General features: G+C 64.8%; 17 protein-coding genes and 1 rRNA gene. 11 read left to right on the top strand and 7 right to left on the bottom strand.

All coding sequences use genetic code 11. The features are described 5' to 3' along the window. The first annotated feature begins 198 nt into the window (after positions 1–198). A 5S ribosomal RNA gene (gene rrf / locus IEW87_RS14920) occupies positions 199–315 on the top strand. 92 nt (positions 316–407) lie between these two features. On the opposite strand, the gene IEW87_RS14915 is transcribed toward rrf, so the two are convergent. Beyond that, complete coding sequence (locus IEW87_RS14915; RefSeq protein WP_188713194.1) at positions 408–1,562, bottom strand: acyl-CoA dehydrogenase family protein; 1,155 nt, start codon at positions 1,560–1,562, stop codon at positions 408–410. A gap of 342 nt (positions 1,563–1,904) precedes the next feature. Between IEW87_RS14915 and nrdH the strand changes: the two genes are divergently transcribed. From nrdH to IEW87_RS14885, 6 genes are all read left to right on the top strand, one after another. After that, the gene (gene nrdH / locus IEW87_RS14910; RefSeq protein ID WP_188713193.1) at positions 1,905–2,138 is read left to right on the top strand and encodes a glutaredoxin-like protein NrdH; all 234 of its coding nucleotides are present in this window, start codon (positions 1,905–1,907) and stop codon (positions 2,136–2,138) included. Between the two features lie 34 nt (positions 2,139–2,172). After that, the gene (nrdI, locus tag IEW87_RS14905; RefSeq protein WP_188713192.1) at positions 2,173–2,655 is read left to right on the top strand and encodes a class Ib ribonucleoside-diphosphate reductase assembly flavoprotein NrdI; all 483 of its coding nucleotides are present in this window, start codon (positions 2,173–2,175) and stop codon (positions 2,653–2,655) included. Continuing rightward, a complete protein-coding gene (gene nrdE / locus IEW87_RS14900; RefSeq protein ID WP_188713191.1) occupies positions 2,637–4,796 on the top strand; it encodes a class 1b ribonucleoside-diphosphate reductase subunit alpha in 2,160 nt (719 codons plus the stop codon). The genes nrdI and nrdE overlap by 19 nt, the downstream gene beginning before the upstream one ends. Before the next feature lie 34 nt (positions 4,797–4,830). Next, positions 4,831–5,805: a class 1b ribonucleoside-diphosphate reductase subunit beta gene (gene nrdF, locus IEW87_RS14895; protein WP_188713190.1), complete on the top strand. Its 975-nt coding sequence runs from the start codon at positions 4,831–4,833 to the stop codon at positions 5,803–5,805. A 372-nt stretch (positions 5,806–6,177) separates the two neighbouring features. Then, positions 6,178–7,731 carry an MFS transporter gene (locus tag IEW87_RS14890; protein ID WP_188713189.1) on the top strand — a complete coding sequence of 518 codons (1,554 nt, stop codon included), beginning with the start codon at positions 6,178–6,180 and terminating at the stop codon, positions 7,729–7,731. Between the two features lie 83 nt (positions 7,732–7,814). Beyond that, entirely contained in the window at positions 7,815–9,092 is a 1,278-nt protein-coding gene (locus IEW87_RS14885; RefSeq protein ID WP_188713188.1) for a glutaminase, read from the top strand. Between the two features lie 130 nt (positions 9,093–9,222). On the opposite strand, the gene IEW87_RS14880 is transcribed toward IEW87_RS14885, so the two are convergent. The 3 genes from IEW87_RS14880 to IEW87_RS14870 form a co-directional block, all read right to left on the bottom strand. Next, positions 9,223–10,104, bottom strand: a complete 882-nt coding sequence (locus tag IEW87_RS14880) for an ABC transporter permease subunit (protein WP_188713187.1) — start codon at positions 10,102–10,104, stop codon at positions 9,223–9,225. Next, a complete protein-coding gene (locus IEW87_RS14875; protein ID WP_188713186.1) occupies positions 10,101–11,027 on the bottom strand; it encodes an ABC transporter ATP-binding protein in 927 nt (308 codons plus the stop codon). The genes IEW87_RS14880 and IEW87_RS14875 overlap by 4 nt, the downstream gene beginning before the upstream one ends. A gap of 193 nt (positions 11,028–11,220) precedes the next feature. Then, entirely contained in the window at positions 11,221–11,457 is a 237-nt protein-coding gene (locus IEW87_RS14870; protein WP_188713185.1) for a hypothetical protein, read from the bottom strand. 497 nt (positions 11,458–11,954) lie between these two features. Here IEW87_RS14870 and IEW87_RS14865 point away from each other — a divergent pair, with 497 nt between their 5' ends. After that, complete coding sequence (locus tag IEW87_RS14865; RefSeq protein ID WP_188713184.1) at positions 11,955–12,737, top strand: MerR family transcriptional regulator; 783 nt, start codon at positions 11,955–11,957, stop codon at positions 12,735–12,737. Positions 12,738–12,790: 53 nt separating this feature from the next. Here IEW87_RS14865 and IEW87_RS14860 read toward each other — a convergent pair whose 3' ends face one another. Then, a complete protein-coding gene (locus IEW87_RS14860; protein ID WP_188713183.1) occupies positions 12,791–13,564 on the bottom strand; it encodes an SDR family NAD(P)-dependent oxidoreductase in 774 nt (257 codons plus the stop codon). Between the two features lie 359 nt (positions 13,565–13,923). Between IEW87_RS14860 and poxB the strand changes: the two genes are divergently transcribed. Beyond that, positions 13,924–15,645, top strand: coding sequence for a ubiquinone-dependent pyruvate dehydrogenase (gene poxB, locus IEW87_RS14855; protein ID WP_188713182.1), 1,722 nt, complete (start codon positions 13,924–13,926; stop codon positions 15,643–15,645). An 11-nt stretch (positions 15,646–15,656) separates the two neighbouring features. Here the strand turns inward: poxB and IEW87_RS14850 are convergent, their stop codons facing one another. After that, positions 15,657–16,064: a DUF4260 family protein gene (locus IEW87_RS14850; protein WP_188713181.1), complete on the bottom strand. Its 408-nt coding sequence runs from the start codon at positions 16,062–16,064 to the stop codon at positions 15,657–15,659. Positions 16,065–16,201: 137 nt separating this feature from the next. Here IEW87_RS14850 and IEW87_RS14845 point away from each other — a divergent pair, with 137 nt between their 5' ends. Continuing rightward, positions 16,202–16,780: a TetR family transcriptional regulator gene (locus IEW87_RS14845; RefSeq protein ID WP_188713180.1), complete on the top strand. Its 579-nt coding sequence runs from the start codon at positions 16,202–16,204 to the stop codon at positions 16,778–16,780. Positions 16,781–16,928: 148 nt separating this feature from the next. Here the strand turns inward: IEW87_RS14845 and IEW87_RS14840 are convergent, their stop codons facing one another. Continuing rightward, a complete protein-coding gene (locus tag IEW87_RS14840; RefSeq protein WP_188713179.1) occupies positions 16,929–19,910 on the bottom strand; it encodes an AAA family ATPase in 2,982 nt (993 codons plus the stop codon). On the opposite strand from IEW87_RS14840, the gene IEW87_RS14835 reads away from it, so the two are divergent. Further along, positions 19,866–20,708 (top strand): alpha/beta fold hydrolase, encoded by an 843-nt coding sequence (locus IEW87_RS14835; protein ID WP_188713178.1) that lies wholly within the window; start codon positions 19,866–19,868, stop codon positions 20,706–20,708. The genes IEW87_RS14840 and IEW87_RS14835 overlap by 45 nt on opposite strands. The last annotated feature ends 38 nt before the right edge of the window (positions 20,709–20,746 follow it).

Here is a 20,746-nt window from a genome sequence, read left to right as displayed (position 1 = left end):
TGTGTAGCTGACTGGTACTAATAAGCCGACGACTTGAAAACATTCACATTTCTGTCTTTCTTGATGAAATGTTCGCGTCCACTTTGTGGTTCCCAGATGACAAACACGTCCTGCGGGGACATAATTTCACAGTGCATGAAGCATGCTGGTGAAACACAATTCTTCACGCCAACACGTTTGTTGGTTGTGGTTAGGTGTTTCGGTGGTTATTGCGAGAGGGAAACGCCCGGTCACTTTCCGAACCCGGAAGCTAAGCCTCTCAGCGCCGATGGTACTGCAAGGGGGACCTTGTGGGAGAGTAGGACACTGCCGGACTTCACGTAAACGAAAGGGTCGCCCAACGCAGGGCGACCCTTTCGGCATTTCCGGGGACTTTTCGAGCCGACCTCGAACGGATCCCTCGCGCCTCAGACGTCGAGCCAGTCCGCCGCGGCGCTCTGTCGGGCGCTGCTCTCGCTCGAGGGGTGAAAGGCTCCCGCGCGGACGTCTCGTGCGAGGCGCGACAGCTCGCTGTCGTTGCGGAACGCCGCGCCGCCGGTGAGCGCGACCGCCTCGTCGACGATCCACTGCGCGGTGGCGACGGCTCGCGTCTTCATTCCCGACAGCAGGGGGAACCACGCGCGCCCGTGATCCGCGAGCTCGTCGACATCGCGCGCGAGCGCGCGCAGTTCGAGCCGCATCCCGTCGTACGCGATCGCCAGCGCGCCGACGCGGTCCCGCACCACGGGATCCTCACTGCGTGCGGTGCCGGTCTTCGCTGAGGTGCGTGAGCGGGCGGCGGAAGCGGCGAGCTCGATCGCGCGCCCCGCGATGCCGATGTACACAGACGAGATGAGCAGCTCGAAGGCCGCGAAGATCCCGAACTGTACGAGGTCTGGACCCTGTTCCGGATCGATGACGCGCACGACCCGTTCCGACGGGGCTACTGCGCCGTCGAGGACGGTGGTGCGGCTCTGCGTGCCACGCATGCCCGTGGCGTCCCAGTCGTCGAGCGTCGTGACCCGAGAGTCGCGCTCGAGGAAGGCGAAGACGATACGGGGAGCGTTCGGATCCGTGGCGTCTCGGCCATGGACGCCGAGCGACGTCCATGCCGGTGCCAGCGAGGTGAAGATCTTCGTGCCGGTGAAGGCGTATCCGCCGTTCGCGGTCTTGCCGGCGTTGGTTGTGCTGTCGAAGAGCACGAGCTCGTTGCCGGCCTCGCTGATGCCGAAAGCGTACAGCTCACCGGCGGCCGCGCCCTCGAGCACGAAGGTCAGGGCGTCATCTCCGCGGTTGAGGAGGATGCGGGCGACCGCGGTCCACACCAGGTGCATGTTGACGCCCAGGGCGGTGGCAGGAGCGGCCCCAGCGAGGCGCTGCTGGGTCTCGAGGGCGCGTTCGAGCGTGAGCCCCGCGCCACCGAGCTCGCGCGGCACGAGGGACCTCAGATAGCCGGCGTGAGCAAGATCGTCGATGTCCTGGTCGGGGAGCGTATTGGCGCGATCGACGTCGCCTGCGCGTGCGCGGATCCGTTCGACGAGCTCGTCGGGAAGGAGGTCTGCGGGGTCGAAAGCGTCGGACATGCAGGCCAGCCTAGGCGCGGTTTCCGACACGCGGGCGACACGCCGACGCCACGTCAGAGACGCGATTCGTTTGTCAGTGGTCACCCATAGCGTGCCTGTTGTGGACAACTCATCGCGCACGTGACGAGAAGCGCACGGTAGAGCCGATCGCGGCGTGGCCGATCGCGCAGCGGGCTGTGCATAGACCAGTGGATAAGGTGTGGACGGACGGTGGAAAGCAGTGGAAAATCACACGGATGTAACTACTATCCCTTGTGGTCACCCCCGGGGCCACTCACTATATGTAGTATTGAGGTCCCGGCAGCAGTTCGCCGGACAAGCTCGTGTTCAGGAGGGGAAACCATGGCGATCACCGTCTACAGCAAGCCGTCTTGTGTGCAGTGCAACGCGACGTATCGGGCGCTCGACGCGAAGGGCATCGAGTACGACGTGACCGATGTCTCGCAGGATGCCGACGCGCTCGAACAGGTGAAGCAGCTCGGGTACATGCAGGCCCCCGTCGTCATCGCCGACGAGGACCACTGGTCGGGTTTCCGCCCCGACAAGATCGACGAACTCGCCGCACGGTTGGCGTGAGGCCCTCGCTGTTGCGGCGCGAGAGGAGATGCTCATGACCGCGACAGCGACGTTCGCCCGATCGGTGCAGGGGCTGGGGGCCTTCGAGGCCGCGCCCGACCGGGATCCGGCGAGCGTTCCGCTGTTGGTCTTCTTCTCGAGCGTCTCCGGCAACACCGCGAGGTTCGTGGAGAAGCTGGGCATGCGGGCGCGGCGCATTCCGCTTTACGGGCGCGACGAAGCGCTGGAAGTGGATGAGCCGTTCGTCCTCATCTCCCCGACATACGGCGGGGGGAACGGACAGGGCGCGGTTCCGAAACAGGTTATCCGCTTCCTCAACGACGAAAACAACAGACAGTGGATCCGGGGAGTGATCTCCACCGGGAACACCAACTTCGGCGATGGGTATTGCATCGGCGGAGACATCATCAGCCGCAAGTGTCAGGTGCCGCACTTGGATCGGGTGGAAGTCTTTGGCACGCCTGACGACGTGGTTCGCGTAAGCGACAGATTGGAACAATGGTGGAAGCCGCAGTGAGCACTGAGCTCGACTTCAAGCAGAACCCCGCGTTTGAGGGAATGGACTACCACTCCCTCAACGCGATGCTGAATCTGTACGACGCGGACGGCAAGATTCAGTTCGACGCCGACAAGCGCGCCGCTCGTGAGTACTTCTTGCAGCACGTGAACCAGAACACGGTGTTCTTCCACTCGCTTCGCGAGCGGCTCGACTACCTCGTCGAGAAGGAGTACTACGAGGGCGCGGTCATCGAGGCCTACGACTTCTCGTTCATCGAGAAGCTCAACGACCACGCTTATGGACAGAAGTTCCGCTTCGAGACGTTCCTCGGCGCGTTCAAGTACTACACGAGCTACACGCTGAAGACGTTCGACGGCAAGCGCTACCTCGAGCGCTTCGAGGACCGCGTCGTCATGACCGCGCTCGCGCTGGCCGACGGCGACGAAGACCTCGCCTGGAAGCTCACCGACGAGATCCTGTCGGGTCGCTTCCAGCCCGCGACGCCGACGTTCCTCAACGCCGGCAAGGCGCAGCGCGGCGAGCTCGTGAGCTGTTTCCTGTTGCGCATCGAAGACAACATGGAGTCGATCGCGCGCAGCATCAACTCGTCGCTGCAGCTGTCGAAGCGCGGCGGCGGCGTCGCTCTGCTGCTCTCGAACATCCGTGAGGCGGGTGCGCCGATCAAGCAGATCGAGAACCAGTCCAGCGGCATTCTGCCCGTCATGAAGCTGCTCGAAGACTCGTTCAGCTACGCGAACCAGCTCGGTGCGCGTCAGGGCGCCGGCGCGGTGTATCTCAACGCCCACCACCCCGACATCATGCGCTTCCTTGACACGAAGCGCGAGAACGCCGACGAGAAGATCCGCATCAAGACGCTGTCCCTCGGCGTCGTGATCCCCGACATCACGTTCGAGCTGGCGAAGAACGACGAGGACATGTACCTCTTCTCGCCGTACGACGTCGAGCGCGTCTACGGCGTGCCGTTCGGTGACATCTCGGTCAGCGAGAAGTATCGCGAGATGGTCGACGACCCGCGCATCAAGAAGACGAAGATCAACGCGCGCAACTTCTTCCAGACGGTCGCGGAGATCCAGTTCGAGTCGGGCTACCCGTATGTCATGTTCGAGGACACCGTCAACGCGGCGAACCCGATCCAGGGCCGCATCAACATGTCGAACCTCTGCAGCGAGATCCTGCAGGTCAACACCCCGACGACCCTTAACACCGACCTGTCCTACGACCAGATCGGTAAGGACATCAGCTGCAACCTCGGGTCGCTGAACATCGCACTCGCGATGGACTCGCCCGACTTCGGTCGCACGGTCGAGACGTCGATCCGCGCGCTGACGGCCGTGAGTGATCAGAGCCACATCTCGTCGGTCCGCTCCATCGAGGACGGCAACGATCGGTCGCACGCGATCGGCCTCGGCCAGATGAACCTGCACGGTTACCTCTCCCGTGAGCGCGTGTTCTACGGGTCGGAAGAGGGCATCGACTTCACGAACATCTACTTCTACATGGTGCTGTACCACGCGCTGCGCGCGTCGAACAACATCGCGAAGGAGCGTGGCACGACGTTCGAGGGCTTCGAGAACTCCACCTACGCATCGGGCGAATTCTTCGACAAGTACATCGAGCGCGAGTGGGTGCCCGAGACCGACCGGGTGAAGGATCTCTTCGGTGAGCACCAGCTCCCGACGCAGGACGACTGGGTGCAGCTCAAGGCCGACGTGCAGCAGCACGGTCTGTACAACCAGAACCTGCAGGCGGTCCCGCCGACCGGATCCATCTCGTACATCAACAACTCGACGAGCTCGATCCACCCGATCGCCTCGAAGGTCGAGATCCGCAAGGAAGGCAAGCTCGGCCGCGTCTACTACCCGGCGCCGTTCATGACGAACGACAACCTGGAGTACTACCAGGACGCGTACGAGATCGGCTACGAGAAGGTCATCGACACGTACGCCGCGGCAACGCAGCACGTCGACCAGGGCCTGTCCCTCACGCTGTTCTTCCCGGACACGGCGACGACGCGTGACATCAACCGTGCGCAGATCTACGCGTGGCGCAAGGGCATCAAGACCATCTACTACATCCGCCTCCGCCAGATGGCCCTCGAGGGCACTGAGGTGGAGGGCTGCGTCAGCTGCACGCTGTGATGAACCGCACGAGTGAGATTTCGCGAGGAATGGCATGACTGAGAAACTCCAGCTTCTGGATCACGTCCAGGCGATCAACTGGAACCGGATCCAGGACGATAAGGACGTCGAGGTGTGGAATCGCCTCACGAGCAATTTCTGGTTGCCCGAGAAGGTTCCGCTGTCGAACGACATCCAGTCGTGGAACACCCTGACCCACGACGAGCAGCAGATGACGATGCGGGTGTTCACGGGGTTGACCCTGCTGGACACGATCCAGGGCACGGTCGGCGCGGTGTCGCTGATCCCGGATGCGTTCACGCCCCACGAGGAGGCCGTCTACACGAACATCGCGTTCATGGAGTCGGTGCACGCCAAGAGCTATTCATCGATCTTCTCGACGCTCGCGTCGACGCCCGAGATCGACGAGGCCTTCCGGTGGTCGGTCGAGAACGAGAACCTTCAGAAGAAGGCGAAGATCATCATGGATTACTACCGTGGTGATGACCCGCACAAGCGCAAGGTCGCTTCGACGCTGCTCGAGAGCTTCCTGTTCTACTCGGGCTTCTACCTGCCGATGTACTGGTCGAGCCGCGCGAAGCTCACCAACACGGCCGACCTCATTCGGCTCATCATCCGTGACGAGGCCGTGCACGGGTACTACATCGGGTACAAGTATCAGAAGGGGCTCGAGCGGGTCGACGAGGCCAAGCGCGAGGAGCTCAAGGACTACACGTTCTCGCTGCTCTACGAGCTCTACGAGAACGAGGTGCAGTACACGCAGGATCTGTACGACGCCGTTGGCCTCACCGAGGACGTCAAGAAGTTCCTGCACTACAACGCGAACAAGGCGCTGATGAACCTCGGATACGAGGGGATGTTCCCGTCGAGCGTCACCGACGTGAATCCGGCGATTCTGTCGTCGCTCTCGCCGAACGCCGACGAGAACCACGACTTCTTCTCGGGGTCGGGCTCCAGCTACGTCATCGGCAAGGCCGTGGCGACCGAAGACGACGACTGGGACTTCTAAGACTTCTTCTCTGAGGCTCCAACTCACAGCCGGTCAAAAGCCCGGATCTGCGAAATCTCGCAGATCCGGGCTTTTTCGTGCCCGCTCGGCTTCTCTGAGCTGCGTGATCGTATTCGCGGGTTGACCGTGTCGCGAGAACAGGGTGTCTTATTGCCTCACAAACCCGCCTGACATCGGTGTCGTGGACGGGGACCCGCGGCCGGATATCAGAAGGCAGAGGAAGAACAGGTGGCGACGGCACTGCCGAGGTCCCGCACAGCGAAGCAGTCCTCCCAGGACAGGCAACAGTCCATCTGGTGGGAAGAACCGACCAATTGATCTGTTAGATTGAGTGCTGACACCGGTCCACTGAGTCCAGATCGAGGAGACCCCATGACCACCACCACTTCGAAAGCCACGGGCAGAGCCTGGCTCGGACTTGCCGTCCTGGTTCTGCCGCTGCTTCTGATCACGATCGACGGCACTGTGCTGGTACTGGGGCTTCCTGCGATCTCCGCTGAGTTGAGTCCGACCGGAGTCCAACAGTTGTGGATGATCGATGTCTACTCACTAGTCCTCGCCGGGCTGCTCGTCGCGATGAGCTCTGTGGGCGATCGCTTCGGGCGCCGACGCAACCTTCTCATCGGAGCCGTGGTCTTCGCGGTGGCCTCGGTGAGCGGCGCGCTGGCGACCGAGCCCTGGATGCTGATCGCGGCACGCGCACTGCTGGGCGTAGGCGGTGCGATCATGATGCCTTCGACGTTGTCGCTGGTGCGCAACATGTTCCTCGACCGACAGCAGCGCCGATATGCGATGGCGATCTGGGCGGCAATGGCGTCGGTCGGAGCCGCCGTCGGGCCGCTCGTCGGCGGGTGGGTAATTGAGACCTTCAACTGGCAGGCGGCGTTCCTCATGAACATCCCTGTCATGATCCTCCTGCTCATTCTGGGGCCGTTCCTGCTGCCTGAGAGCCGTAACCCGAATCTGCACAAGATCGACATCCTCAGCGTCACTCTCTCGCTCATTGGCATGGTCGGCGTTGTCTACGCGATCAAGTCCCTCACGGGTGGCAAGGAGATACTCCTCGGAAGCATCGCCGTGGTGTTCGGTCTCGCGTCTCTTGCGATTTTCGTGCGCAGACAGTTGACGCTGCCGACGCCTCTCATCGAGGTTCGACTGTTCACGGTGCGCTATTTCCGCGGCGCCGTGATCGCGGATCTGCTCGCCATCTTCGCGATGGTCGGTGCTCTGGTCGCGCTCGTCCAGTACCTGCAGCTCGTCCTGGGTTTGAACGCGTTGCAGGCATCGCTGTGGCTGATACCGCAGGCCGTGTTCGCGGCAGCGGCAGCCTTCGTCGCAGCGGCCCTGGTCAAGAAGGTGCTTCCCGCCTACGTCATCGCCTCTGGGCTGCTGATCGCGTCGATCGGGTTCGCCCTGACACTGTTCCTTTCGCCCTCATCGCATCCGGCGCTCATCGCGGCGTCGCTCGCGCTGGTTTCGCTTGGCGCCGGGATGGCGCTCGCGCTGAGTAACGACATCATCATGAGTTCCGTGAAGCCCGAAAGTGCAGGTCAAGCAGCCGCGACCTCGGAGACCGCCTATGAATTGGGCACCACGTTGGGCACCGCCGTGCTCGGCGGAGTGCTCGTCGCCTGGTACTCGCGAGTCGTCGCCTCCGGGACTGAAGCCCTGGACGTGGGATCGAGCATCGCGGAGCGGGCGTCGTCGACCATGGCGGAGGCTCTCTTGGTGGCGGGGGAGGTTGGCGGGAACACCGCCTCTGCGATTCTTGAGATCGCTCACGGGGCGTTCACCGAGGCGATCATCGTCACCGGAATCGCCGGCACGGCGATCATGGTTCTCGCAGCGGTCTGGGCTCTGGTGACGCTTCGAGGCGCGGCCGCCGACGTAGATCTCGCCACGGAGCATGAATCCGAGATTCATTGACGAACCCATGGGAAGGAATAGGACATGACCTCATCACTCCTCGTTGCGCTGGAGGCGGCCATCGGCCGCGGAGAGGTCGCCTGATGCTTTCTGTTGTGACGGACTACCTCACCGAAGCGCTCGGCCACGTGGAAGAAGATCGTTCGGGATCCCTTGCGGGTTACATCCCAGAACTGGCTGCTGCCGACCCTCATTGCCTGGGGGCCGCCTTCGCCATGGTTGACGGCACCGTCTACGGGGCTGGCGACGTCGACACGGCATTCACCATCCAATCGATCTCCAAGCCGTTCGTCTATGCGTTGGCTCTCGCGGATCGAGGGTTCGAGGAGGTTCTCGCGAAGGTGGGCGTGGAGCCGTCGGGTGAAGCGTTCAACCAGATCTCGCTCGAGCCCGGCTCCGGTCGACCGCTGAACCCGATGATCAACGCGGGGGCGATCACAGCGCACTCCTTGGTCGGCTCGCACGATCTCGACGCGGCGGAGCGAACCCGACGAGTCATCGCCGGTCTATCGGCCTTCGCCGGTCGCCCCCTGTCGGTCGACGAGTCGGTGTGTTCCTCAGAGATGGCTCATGCTCATCGCAACCTCGCCATCGCGCACATGCTGCGCAGCTATGGCATCCTCGATGACGATCCCCGTGCCGTCGTGGACGGGTACATCCGCCAGTGCTCCGTGCTCGTCACCGCTCGTGATCTCGCGATCATGGCTGCCACCCTGGCTGACCACGGGCTGAACCCTCTCTCGGGCGAGCGTGTCGTCAGCGAGTCGGTGATTCGTCAGGTCCTCAGCGTCATGGCGACGTGCGGTATGTATGACGCTGCCGGTGACTGGGCGACACAGGTGGGCATCCCCGCGAAGAGCGGTGTGGCCGGGGGACTCATTGGAGCGCTGCCCGGCCAGGTCGGTATCGCCACGTTCTCACCGCGACTCGACGCGCACGGCAATAGCGTCCGCGGGGTGGCCTTGTTCGAGCAGTTCTCCGGCGATATGGGCCTGCACGTCATGTCGGTTCCCCCCGCCGCGCGTGCGGTCGTCCGGTCGCACTACGTCGACGGCACCGGAGCGGACGCGATCCGGGTCGTCCAGATGCAGGGCGGCATCCGCTTCGCCGGGGCGGAGAAAATCGTGCGCGAGGTGATCGACGCGTCACCGACAGAGCCCGCCGTGGCCCTCGACCTCACTCTGGTGTTCTCCCTCGACGACGTCGCTCAGCGGATGCTGGCGGAGATCGCTCGCAGGCTCACAGGGGAAGGGCGCCGCGTGTACGTGGTCGACCCCGAGGCGGTGTTTCCCTCCACCTGGCTGACGCAGGCGGGGCCGGTCGACGTTGTGACGACGCTGCCTCGCTCGACCGCCCAGTGACGGTCAGGCCCCGCTCGAGTGCGGAGTTTGGCTGCGACGGTTCGGTTGAGTGCCGCATGACGGGTCGCGAACACACGTCCCCGCGACCGAGTCGATTCGAGCTCTCGGGGGAAGGGAGTTCGGAGAGCTTTCACGCGTCGCGGCGCTTCACCAGCACAACCGCGGTGGTCAGCAACACCACCACCCATGCTACGAGCCCCAGTGCTCCCTGCCAGGGTTCGAGTATCCACTCGCCCTCGGGGTGTTGCAGCGGCAAACCGGGTGAGGCGAAGTCGGCGTATCCCGGATGCATGCTGACAGTGCGGCCGAGATTGAAAGGGAGAAGCAGCGAGAGGTTCTTCAACCAGATCAGGGTTTCTGACGCACCGGACACGAGGCCCAGTCCGACCGGAATGACAAGAACGACACCGAGAGCCATCGTGATGCCACCGACGACGTTGCGGGCGATGGCCCCGATTCCGAATGCGATGAGCGCGATCGAAACAAGGTAACCGACGCTGCCGGTCATGCCGCGCCAGTAGTCAGGGTCGTCCAGGCGGACATCGATTCCGTTACTGGCAAGTGCGCTGACGGAGATCGGAATCGCGATCGCCACCGCAAGCGCGCTGACCATTAAGGTGACGGCGGCCAGCACGAGGAACTTCACCAGCAGTGCGGGGATGCGTCGTGGGACGGCGGTGAAGGTGGAGCGGATCATGCCGGTGCTGTATTCCCCGGCGACCACAAGCACGCCCAGTACGCTCACGGGGAGCACACTGAGGTCGGTGCTGAGCACTATCGCGTTCACGCCTGCGGCCTGCATCCCCGGTTGTGTGAGCCCTCCCTCGAGCCACGTGAAGTTGGCGGAGAAGGACATCTGGGTCGTCACCCCGAGGGTGAGCACGACCAGGAGGGCGTAAACCCAGAAGGTCGACGGGACGCTGAACAGCTTGGCCAATTCGGAGCGGACGATCCCACCGAAACTGAGGTCGTGTCGCGAGGCCGCGAAGGCAGAGGCTTTCGTTGTGCTCATCGAGTACTCTCCGAACGGGAAGGGGCGGCCGAATACTCGACCTCATCGCGGGTGAGTTGCATGTAAGCCTCTTCGAGTGACGTCGCGGCCGGGGCGAGTTCATGCACGGCGATACCCGCGCCCACAGCGATTTCGGCAATGCGCGGCGCGGCGACACCGCGAACCGAGAGCACATCGGTCTCGGCATGTCTGACTGTCGCGCCGTTCTCGGCGAGCAGCGCATCCAGTCGAGCGGAATCGTCCGAGCGGACCGCCACCACGTCTCCGGAGGCGTTCCCGAGAAGCTCGCTGATCGGTGCGTCAGCGAGAACTCGGCCACGACCGAGAACGATCAGATGGTCGGCGGTCTGCGCCATCTCACTCATCAAGTGCGATGAGAGGAAGACCGTGCGTCCTTCCGCGGCGAGTGCCTGAGCCAGCTGACGGAACCATGCCACGCCCTCGGGGTCGAGTCCGTTCACCGGCTCGTCGAGGATCAGTGTCGCCGGGTCGCCGAGAAGAGCTGCAGCAAGTCCGAGACGTTGACCCATGCCGAGGGAGAAGCCTCGCACGCGCCTATCCGCGACCGACCCGAGACCGGCGAGCTCGATGACCTCGTCGACGCGCGACGCACCGATCCGGTGCGTCAACGCCAGCGCGCGCAGATGATTCCGTGCGGATCTCGAGGGATGCACAGCCCTCGACTCCAAGAGCACCCCCACCTCGTGCAACGGAGAACGGTGCGCGGCGTAGGGCTGCCCGTTGACCGTCACCGTTCCGAATGTCGGCCGGTCCAGGCCGACGATCATTCGCATGGTCGTCGACTTCCCGGCGCCATTCGGACCGAGGAATCCAGTCACACGCCCCCCGGTGACCGAGAAGTCGATGCCGTCGACGGCGGTCTTCGCTCCATAGCGTTTGGTCAAGGAACGAGCATGAATCACAAGGATCTCCTGTTCGGCCGCGGCGGTGAGCTTCCGTCGCCTCGGAAGATGGACTGTGCCATCACACACGGTGTTGTCGGAACACGGTCAAATCGACAGTGTCGGCCTGCAGGTCATGGGAATCACAGCGAACACTGCCGCCGAGACGGCGATGCCCACGACGAGCGCGTCCACCCCTGCCCCAGCCACAAGGTCAAGTCGTTCGGCGTCGCGCTCCTCGCCGTCGTCGCCCACGCCTCTTCCACGCCTCGTACGCGCCGGCCGCGATCGTCAGTGCGAGACCGATCGCGCCGAGCGGAATGCCCGCGAGGGTGAGCACGCCGGCCCCGATGTTGGCATCCAGCGCCGCGGGATCTCGGATGAAGGCCGCTGTGGCGAGCGCCACGAATCCGATGCCCAGCAGAACGGTCCCTATCGCGCGAATGATCATTCTGATCTCCTTTCGAGCGTGATGGCGCTCAGCACACACCATGTGCCGAGGACAAGGTCAAGCCTCCGCAGATCAGACCCGGCGCGGGTCGACCCGCGATCATTCGACTCTCGGAGGCACCGGCCATCCCTGTCCGCTCTGCTGCGCACCTGTCCGGACGAGGGCTGGCGGAGGGCACGGTACCGGACGGTAACGACGTAGGTAACTTCCACCGACGCGAATCGGATCACGCTGATGCGATCCTGTCGTCATCACCCCGACCGTGCAGAACGGTCTTGACCAGAGGAAACGTCTCATGCGCGAGTACCCGGCCATCACGAGAGTTCGCTCGATCTCCGCGGCTTCTGCCGGATCGGAGCGGAAGAGTCCCGCTGCCTCGAGCGCGAGTCATGTCTCCGCGGAGAGCGGCGTCAGTGCGATCCTCGCGCTGGGCAGCTTGATCGCCGGTCTTCGGGCCAAGGGTGTACCCCCGCGACGCACCTGACGGAAGGCACATCATGGCATGGAGTACGAGCGAGATCGCGAACATCGCGTCGACGACGGTGAATACCGTCCGCCATTATCATCGTGTCGGGCTTCTCGACGAGCCCGAACGCAGGTTCAACGGATACAAGCAGTACGGGGTGCGTCATCTCGTGCGATTGCTCCAGATCCGGCGACTCGTGGAACTGGGACTGCCGTTGGGACGGATCAATGAGGTGAGCGCCGACGGTGAGGGCCGCCAGGACGTGCTGCGTGAGTTGGATGTGAAGCTGGTGGCGGGAATCGGGCGGCTTGAGCACGCGCGGGCCGACCTCGCCGCGATCCTGAGAGAGAACGCTCCCGCTGATGCGCCGGCAGGGTTCGAATCGGTGTCGTCCCGGCTGCCGGAGTCGGATCGTTCGCTCTTGCACATCTCCGGGCAGCTCTATGACGAGCAGGCCATGGCAGACCTGCGACGGATGGCGGAGGCCGACGAGACGATCGATCACATCGGCGCACAGGTTCGGCTCCTCCCGCCGGACGCTGATGAGGCGAGTCGTGAACGCCTCGTGCGACGTATCGCGCCGATCTTCGTGCAGAATCTGACAGAGTATCCCTGGCTTCGGAATCAGTCCGAGCATATGTCGAGAAGCGAGAGCGTCGTGCGGAAGACGCTCTCAGAAGCGGTCGCTGAGTTCTACAACCCGGCTCAGCGGGACGTGCTCGAGCGCGCGAGCCGGGCCGCGTACGACCTGCTGGAGGCTCGGGCCGATGGCATGGGGGACGATCCGTCCCAGGCACCTGTGCTCGCACGGTGACCTACCGCCTCGCGCCCGCCTGAGCGCCGCCGGCTCCCGGCGGCGTGGCGTCTTCAGTGCCCGCGCTCTTCGCTGATGGAGTTGGCTCCGTCGATCGTGATGAGCTGACCGGTGATGTATGACGCGCCCTCCCCTGCGAGGGACGCGATCACGTACGCCACCTCGTCTGCAGTGCCGGACCGGCCGACGGGCGTGGCGGCGCCCATCCGCCGTTCGCGATTGGAGGCGGATGCGGTGTCGATCCACCCCGGAGCGACGGCGTTCACGGTGATGCCGTGTGGTGCCGTGTCGAGCGCAGTTGAGCGCGTCAGCCCGAGGATGCCGGCTTTCGCCGCGTGGTAGGCGTCGTCGCCGCCGTATGCCGCGACGGGCCCTGATACCGATGACACGTTGACGATTCGGCCGTAGCCGGCGGCCTGCATGAAGCCGACGACCATGCGGGTCATCAGGAAGGTCGTCGTCAGGTTCCGCTCGAGCGAGGCATGCCAATGGTCGATGAACGTTCCTCGGATCGCGCCGGAAGCGTACGAGTCGGATACGGCCGTCATCCCGGCGTTGTTGACGAGAATGTCCACGCCGCCGAACGAGTTCGATGCACGCGCGACGACGGCCTTCGCGCCGGCCTGGTCGGTGAGATCGGCGACCACTCCTTCCGCCCGGATCCCGAGGTCACGCAGTTCTGCGACCCGTTGGAAGATGCGATCCGTCGTCGACGTGATCACGACTCGATTTCCGGCGCCGCCAAGCAGACGGGCTGCCGCGAACCCGATGCCCTGCGTGCTTCCCGCGCCCGTGATGATGGCGACGCGCTGATGTGGCGTGGTCATGACGAACCTCCCGTTATCCTCCGTAACGCCCGTGTGGCGCCGGTACGCCGATTAAAGACCCTGTGGTCGCCACAGACTCAACCGACTGGCCCGGCCGAGTTCACCGACATCGACACTGATCGCAGCTTCTCTTGACCCTGTGGTTGGCACACGGTCTTTACTCGGTACATCTCGATCTTGACCATCCGAGAGAGAACCCATGTCTGATTTGCGCGGAGGCTGCGATGCACGTTGACGTCGGGGAGTTCTTGCTCGCCATTGCGGGAGTCGCGGGGACCCTCCTCGGCTCAGCGCCGGACGATCGGCATCCTTGACCCCCGCGTGGCGCCCGCCACCCTCCCTGAAAGGACCAGCTGCACATGTCCACCGTCGCTGAGAACATCGTCAAGGCTCTGCACGCCAACGGGATCGACCGCGTCTACGGCCTCCCAGGAGATTCGCTGAACGGCTTCACAGATGCCTTGCGCAAGAACGGCGCGATCCGATGGGTCCTCGTCCGTCACGAGGAGTCCGCGGCGTTCGCTGCGGCGGCGGATGCGGCGACGACCGGGCAGCTTGCGGTCGTCGCAGGATCCTGCGGGCCCGGCAACCTCCACCTGATCAACGGTTTGTACGACGCGAACCGCTCACGGGTACCCGTGCTCGCGATCGCGGCGCACATCCCCACGAACGAGATCGGCACGGGCTACTTTCAGGAGACCCACCCGCAGGAGCTCTTCCGCGAGTGCAGCGTCTATGTCGAGTATGTCGCCGATCCTCGCCAGATGCCGCGTCTGCTCGAGATCGCGATGCGTGCGGCGATCGAGAAGCGCGGCGTCGCCGTGCTGGTGATCCCCGGAGACGTCGCGCTGGCTGACATCGCTGATGACCGCACCGTCGTGATCGAGCGAACCAAGCCCGTGGTCGTGCCGAGCGGCGCTGAGCTCGAACGAGCCGCGACCTTGCTGAACGAAGCCAAGAGCGTGACGATCCTCGCCGGCGCGGGAGTGGAAGGTGCGCACGACGAGGTGATCGCGTTGGCTGACCGACTGGGCGCACCGATCGTGCACGCACTGCGGGGTAAGGAGTTCATCGAGTACGACAACCCATTCGACGTCGGCATGACGGGTCTGCTCGGCTTCGCCTCGGGCTATCGGGCGATGGAGACGGCGGATGCCGTGCTGGTGCTCGGCAGCGACTTCCCATACGAGCAGTTCTATCCCGAGCGCGCCACGACCATCCAGGTCGACATCCGCGGTGCGCAGCTGGGCAAGCGACATCCGCTCGACCTCGGTCTCGTCGGAGACGTCGGCGCGACGTCCGCGGCGCTCCTGCCGTGGCTCGCGGAGAAGGACCGCGGACACCTCGCCGATGCCACGGCGCACTATCGCAAGACACGGGCGAAGCTCGACGACCTGGCGGTCCCCACGAAGGCCGGTCGAGCCATCCATCCGCAGTACCTCGCCCGGCTCCTGGATGAGCACGGGGCGGGCGACGCGATCTTCACCGCGGATGTCGGCTCGCCCACGGTGTGGGCGGCGAGATATCTCTCCATGACCGAGGAACGGCGACTGATTGGCTCCTTCACGCACGGTTCCATGGCGAACGCGCTCATGCACGGGATCGGCGCGCAGGTGGCGCATCCGGACCGCCAGGTCGTCGCGCTCGCTGGTGACGGGGGCCTCGCGATGATGCTGGGCGAGCTGCTGACTCTCACGCAGAACCGTCTGCCGGTCAAGACGATCGTGATGAACAACTCGTCGCTCAACTTCATCGAGCTCGAGATGAAGGCCGCCGGTTTGGTCCCGTACGGCACCGGGCTCGCGAATCCCAGCTTCGCGGCGATCGCCGAGGCCATGGGCATCTACGCGCGCCGGGTGGAGAACAGCGAGGACCTCCCTGAAGCGGTGCGTGAGGTGCTCGCCCACGACGGTCCTGCTCTGCTCGACGTCGTGACCGAGCGGCAGGAGCTGTCGATGCCCCCGGCGATCGAAGCCGCCCACGTGAAGGGGCTCGCGCTGTACGCGATTCGCACGGTCATGTCGGGTCGAGGAGACGAGCTGCTCGACCTCGCCCGCGCGAACTGGCGCCTGCTGTTATGAGCTGTCTGCCATCACCGCTGAGCGGTCGCGCGGCGTCCGATTCGGCCGAGATGAGTGTGTGCGAAGTCGTGCAGCTTGAGTCCGTACCCGAGCGCTCGATCGACGGCGACATGGAACGCCCAGCAGGCGGCGCTGAGAGCGAGCCAGGATAGATCCTGCCCGCCGAGCAGGAAGCCCGCGTACACCACCATCAGGATCGCCGGTGCGGTGTAGTTGTGCACGGCGTTGTAGAGGAGTGCCCCCAAGCGTGGGCTGCCCGTGTAGCCGAGGGCGGAGAGGTCGAAGGCGAGAAAGGCGGCGGCCAGCCACCACCACGGCTGTCCCGCGGCGATGACGGCGATGACGATGGCGGCCGCGATGGCGCCGTTCTCGAGGCGCTGGACGGTCGCGACGCTCTTGCCGTATGTGTGCTGGCTCATGCCGTCTATCCCACACCCTGTTCCTGGCACGGAGTCAAGACTCCCGTAGCGACTGCTGGTCGCGAGACGATTCACGCCGTGAGATGAGCTTAGAATCGACCGGATGGTCAGTTGAGCCGAACGAAGACGGGGGATCCATGGCAGAGCCGCAGAAGCGCAACACCGAGCGCACCCGCCGGGCGGTCCTCGACGCGGCGATGCACGCGATCCTCGACCGGGGCACTCGTGTGACGATCGCAGAGATCGCGGAGAGCGCTGGGGTCTCGAAGAGTGGGCTGATTCACCATTTCGGTAATCGTGATCAACTGTTCGTCGCCGTCGTGAAGGACATGTCTGAGCAGCTCCGAGAGGCAGTCGTCGCCGAACTCGACCTGTCGGAGAATCATCCGGGGAAGATGCTGCGGGCCTACGTTCGCGCGCTTTGCAAAGGGGGCGCCGACGCGGCGGCGGCGCGTGACTTCGCTGCGGCAGCCAATTGGAACGGGCTGTCCGCGATCCCTGCGATCGCCGCTCTCCTTGAGGAGTACGACGCATGGTGGAGCGAACAGCTCGCGGCTGACGGGCTGAGCGCTGAGCGCATCCAGATTGTTCGCCGGGCAACGGAGGGGGTGGTGGCCGCGGTACTGCAGGGGGGCGAAGATGAGTCGAGCATCGCCGCGGCCCGCCGCCTGTTGCTGGAGCTGGCCACGGAAGGCTCCTTCAGTCAGCCCCTCTGACGGATCGGAGGTTCCTCGCACGCTTGACGTTGTTCCGACGACGTAGCGTGAACTGAGGATGCGCCGATGACGGAAAAGAGATGCCACGCTGTTTGCAGGCGTTCTCGGCCAGCGGCGCGATGTGCTCCGCTGGCCGCGCCTTGTGCCTTCAGGACAGCCGGATGCCTCGCAGCTCGCGACGCGAACTGATCCCGAGCTTGCGGTAGATGTTCCGCAGGTGGGCCTCGATCGTGCGTGGGCTCAGGAACAGCTGCGCACCCACTTCCCTGGAAGTGGCGCCGGTGGCCACCTGCCTCGCGACCTGCAGTTCATGGGCGGTGAGTTCACCGGTCGATGGCGTCGTACGACGACGTGGGTGTTCACCGGTCGCACGGAGCTCTTTCGCCGCTCGCGCGGCGAAGGCGTCCGCACCGATGCGCGAGAGGAGGTCGTGCGCTACCCGCAGCTCATCCCGGGCTTGCTGGCGGCGCCCCGCGCGACGCAGCCATTCCCCGTAGACGAGGTGAGCCCGCGCCGCTTCGCCGGTCAGTCGTGAGGCCTCGAGATACTCAATCGCGGCGCGATAGTGAGGTTCAGCCGACTCGCCGGAGAGCGTGAGCGCACGCGAGCGAGCCTCTAGGCCGCGAGCCCACGGGGTGTCGCTGGCGTCCGCACGGGTGCTCAGCTCCTCAAGGGCCCAGGCGGCGCTGTGCGGGTCGCCGGCTCGAGTCGACGCCTCGATCATTTCGGCCAGGCCGACGCTGCTCAGCGACAGTGCGACGCACTCGCAGGTGATCGCCGCGGCTTGCTGCGCCTTCTCGTACTCGCCGAGGGCGTTGTGCACCACAGCGGTCGCGTATGCGGCCAGTGCGACCTCCGTTCCTTCCGGGGGAGCACTGGGGTCCCGCAACGTGAGCTCTCGCAGCCTGGCCACGGTGTCAGCGTCACCTCGCCATGCGGCAACGATGGTCTCGGATTGGCGCATCGGCACTCCGCCGGTGGATTCCGCGATCGTGATCGATCGCCCTGCCATCTCGCCGGCCCGGGTGAGCTCGCCTCCGAGCGCCAGGATGTTGGCGTGGATGTTGAGCGCGCTGGCGAGACCGGTCAGAGCACCGTCTGCTCGAGCCGATAGGACGTTTGCCTCCGCGAGTCGATAGGCGAGGTCGTCGTCGAGGATGCCGACAGCAGTGCGTGCCGCCAGCCAGAGCCAGGACCGGTAACGCGGTGTCGGGGTATCGGAAGGGTCGGCATCGCACAGCGCTCGCAATGCATCGCGGAGCGGGGGAACGCCGGCGGCGAACCCTCGGATCATCGTTGCCGATAGCGCGAAGAGCAGGCGGTCAACCGGTCGGACGGCGTTCGTGAGCGAGTGGTCCGCGAGGGCGGCCTCGGCGACAGTTTGCCACGTCGGACCACCGAGGACGAGTGCCGTATCAAGGGCGCGAAGATGCGTCTGGTGGGCAAGGTCCGGATCGAAAGGTGCCATGTCGTGTGCGACACGCAGGAGCATCTCCGGGACGTTGGGATCTCGGCTCAAGTAGAAGGCGATCTGCGCCCGCAGCAGCGCCAAGCGCGCACGCTGGAAGTCGTCGAGCGGGCCCGCTTCAGCCGTATCGAGCAGATCGAGCGCGGTGCCAGACGCACCCGACTCGTGCACGGCATGTGCCGCCTCGAGGGCGCGTCCTGCCCGAGCCGCCGGATCTGGTGTCAGCTGCGTCGCTCGCAGCATGAACGCTCCGGCTGCCGCGTAGCCTCCGCGCGCTCTGGCACGGGTGGCCGATCTCTCCAGCTCCCCGGCGACGCGCTCGTCAAGCCCGGAGGTCGCCTGGGCCGCATGCCAGGCTCGGCGATCCGGCTCAGATGCCGGGTCGGTGACAGCCGCCAGAGCTGCGTGGGCGCGCCGCCGGTCGGCCGCGTCCGTAGTGCGATAGACGGCTGATCGGGCGAGGGGATGGCGGAAGCGCACCCGGGCGCCGATCTCCAACAGACCCACCGCCTCGACTGCGGCCGCCGACCTGGGAGCGATGCCGGCGTGTCCGGCGGCGTGCCAGAGCAGATCCGGGTCCCCTGTGGGGTCGGCGGCGGCGATCAGCAGCAGCGTCTGACTGTCTTCGGGGAGCCCCTGTACTCGATTCCGGTACTCCGTCTGTACGCGTACGGAGACGTCAGAGAGATCGGGCTCCTGGAACCCGCCCGCCAGCCGGGGCGGCGGGGTGCGAGAGGGAAGCTCCACCAGGGCGAGCGGGTTGCCGCGGGCTTCGGCGATGATCCGTTCCCGCACGTCGTCGTCGATGGGTGCCGGGACGACCGAACTCAGCAGCAGCCGAGCATCCGCGTCGCCGAGTCTCCTCAGATGCATTTCGGGCAGACCGGCGAAGACCGCGCCTCCCGCCTCGCCGTCGCGAACACTGAACACCATGGCCACACGCTCAGCCTCGATCCGCCGCGCGACGAAGGCGAGAACTTCCGCCGAGGCCGGGTCGAGCCACTGGGCGTCGTCGACGAGACACAGCAGACCGTTCTTCTCAGCTGCCTCGGAGAATAGCCCGAGAGTTGCCAGACCCACCAAGAACCTGTCGGGCGCTGAACCGGCGTCGCGACCGAGCGCGACGCTGAGAGCCAGCTGCTGCGGCTCCGGCAGCGTGGATATCTGGCCGAAAAGGGGAGCACACACCTGATGCAGACCCGCATAGGCGAACTGCATCTCGGCCTCGATACCTGTCGACGTCTCGATGCGGAAGTCGAGTTCCTCGGCTTTCGTCTGCAGGAACTCCAAGACGGCGGTTTTGCCGATGCCGGCCTCGCCGCGCACCACAAGCGCCCCGCTGTGCCCGGCCCTCGCCTCACCCAGCAGATGCTCGCCCCGGCGGCACTCGGCGTGCCGGCCCAAAAGCAACGGCCCGTCTCCTTCCGCTCGGCAACGATCTCGTCGAACTGTGTGCCGACAACAGCCATTATGAACGGTTCGACGGATGTCGACGCAGAATTTCTTTGACCGGCCGTGTACGTGACGGGCCGGAATCTCTTGACCCTGTTGCGACCACAGGGTGTTTGCTGATCTCAGCGGCCGAAACTCTGCCGGCCGGAGCGAAAGGATCTGTCCATGGGTTACATCAACGTCGGGGACGAGAACAGCACCCCGATTCATCTCTACTATGAAGATCAAGGGGCCGGGCAACCCGTTGTGCTGATCCATGGTTATCCGTTGAACGGGCACAGCTGGGAGAAGCAGACGCGCGCGCTGCTCTCGGCGGGGTACCGGGTGATCACGTATGACCGCCGAGGCTTCGGTCAGTCGTCGAAGGTCAGCACGGGCTACGACTACGACACCTTCGCGGCTGATCTGAAGATCGTGCTGGACACTCTCGATCTGCACGACGTTGTTCTCGTCGGGTTCTCGATGGGCACGGGGGAACTTGCCCGCTACGTCGCCAACCATGGGCATGAGCGGATCGCGAAGCTCGCCTTCCTCGCTTCGCTGGAACCGTACCTCGTGGAGCGCGATGACAATCCGGAGGGCGTTCCGCAGAGCGTGTTCGACGGTATCGAGGCCGCCGCGAAGGACGACAGGTATGCGTGGTTCACCGAGTTCTACCAGAACTTCTACAACCTCGAAGAGAACCTCGGCTCGCGCGTCAGCCAGCAGGTCGTCGACGCGAACTGGAACCTCTCTGTCACCAGCGCACCAGTCGCCGCCTACGCTGTGGTCCCGACCTGGATCGAGGATTTCCGTGGTGATGTCGAGGCCGTCCGTGCCGCGGGGAAGCCCACCCTCATTCTGCACGGCACGAGAGACAACATCCTTCCCATCGACGCCACCGCCCGCCGCTTCCACCAGGCCGTGCCCGACGGTGAGTACATCGAGATCGAAGGCGCACCCCACGGCCTGCTTTGGACCCACGCGGACGACGTCAACAAGGCTCTGACTGCTTTCCTCGCCCAGTGACCGTCATGAGTGCGGAGGCGTCGATCGCGCCCTCCGCA

The sequence above is a fragment of the Microbacterium faecale genome, assembly GCF_014640975.1.
GTDB lineage: Bacteria > Actinomycetota > Actinomycetes > Actinomycetales > Microbacteriaceae > Microbacterium > Microbacterium faecale.
Note: the sequence above shows the minus strand (reverse complement) of the source record. Positions and strands in the feature narration are given on the sequence as shown.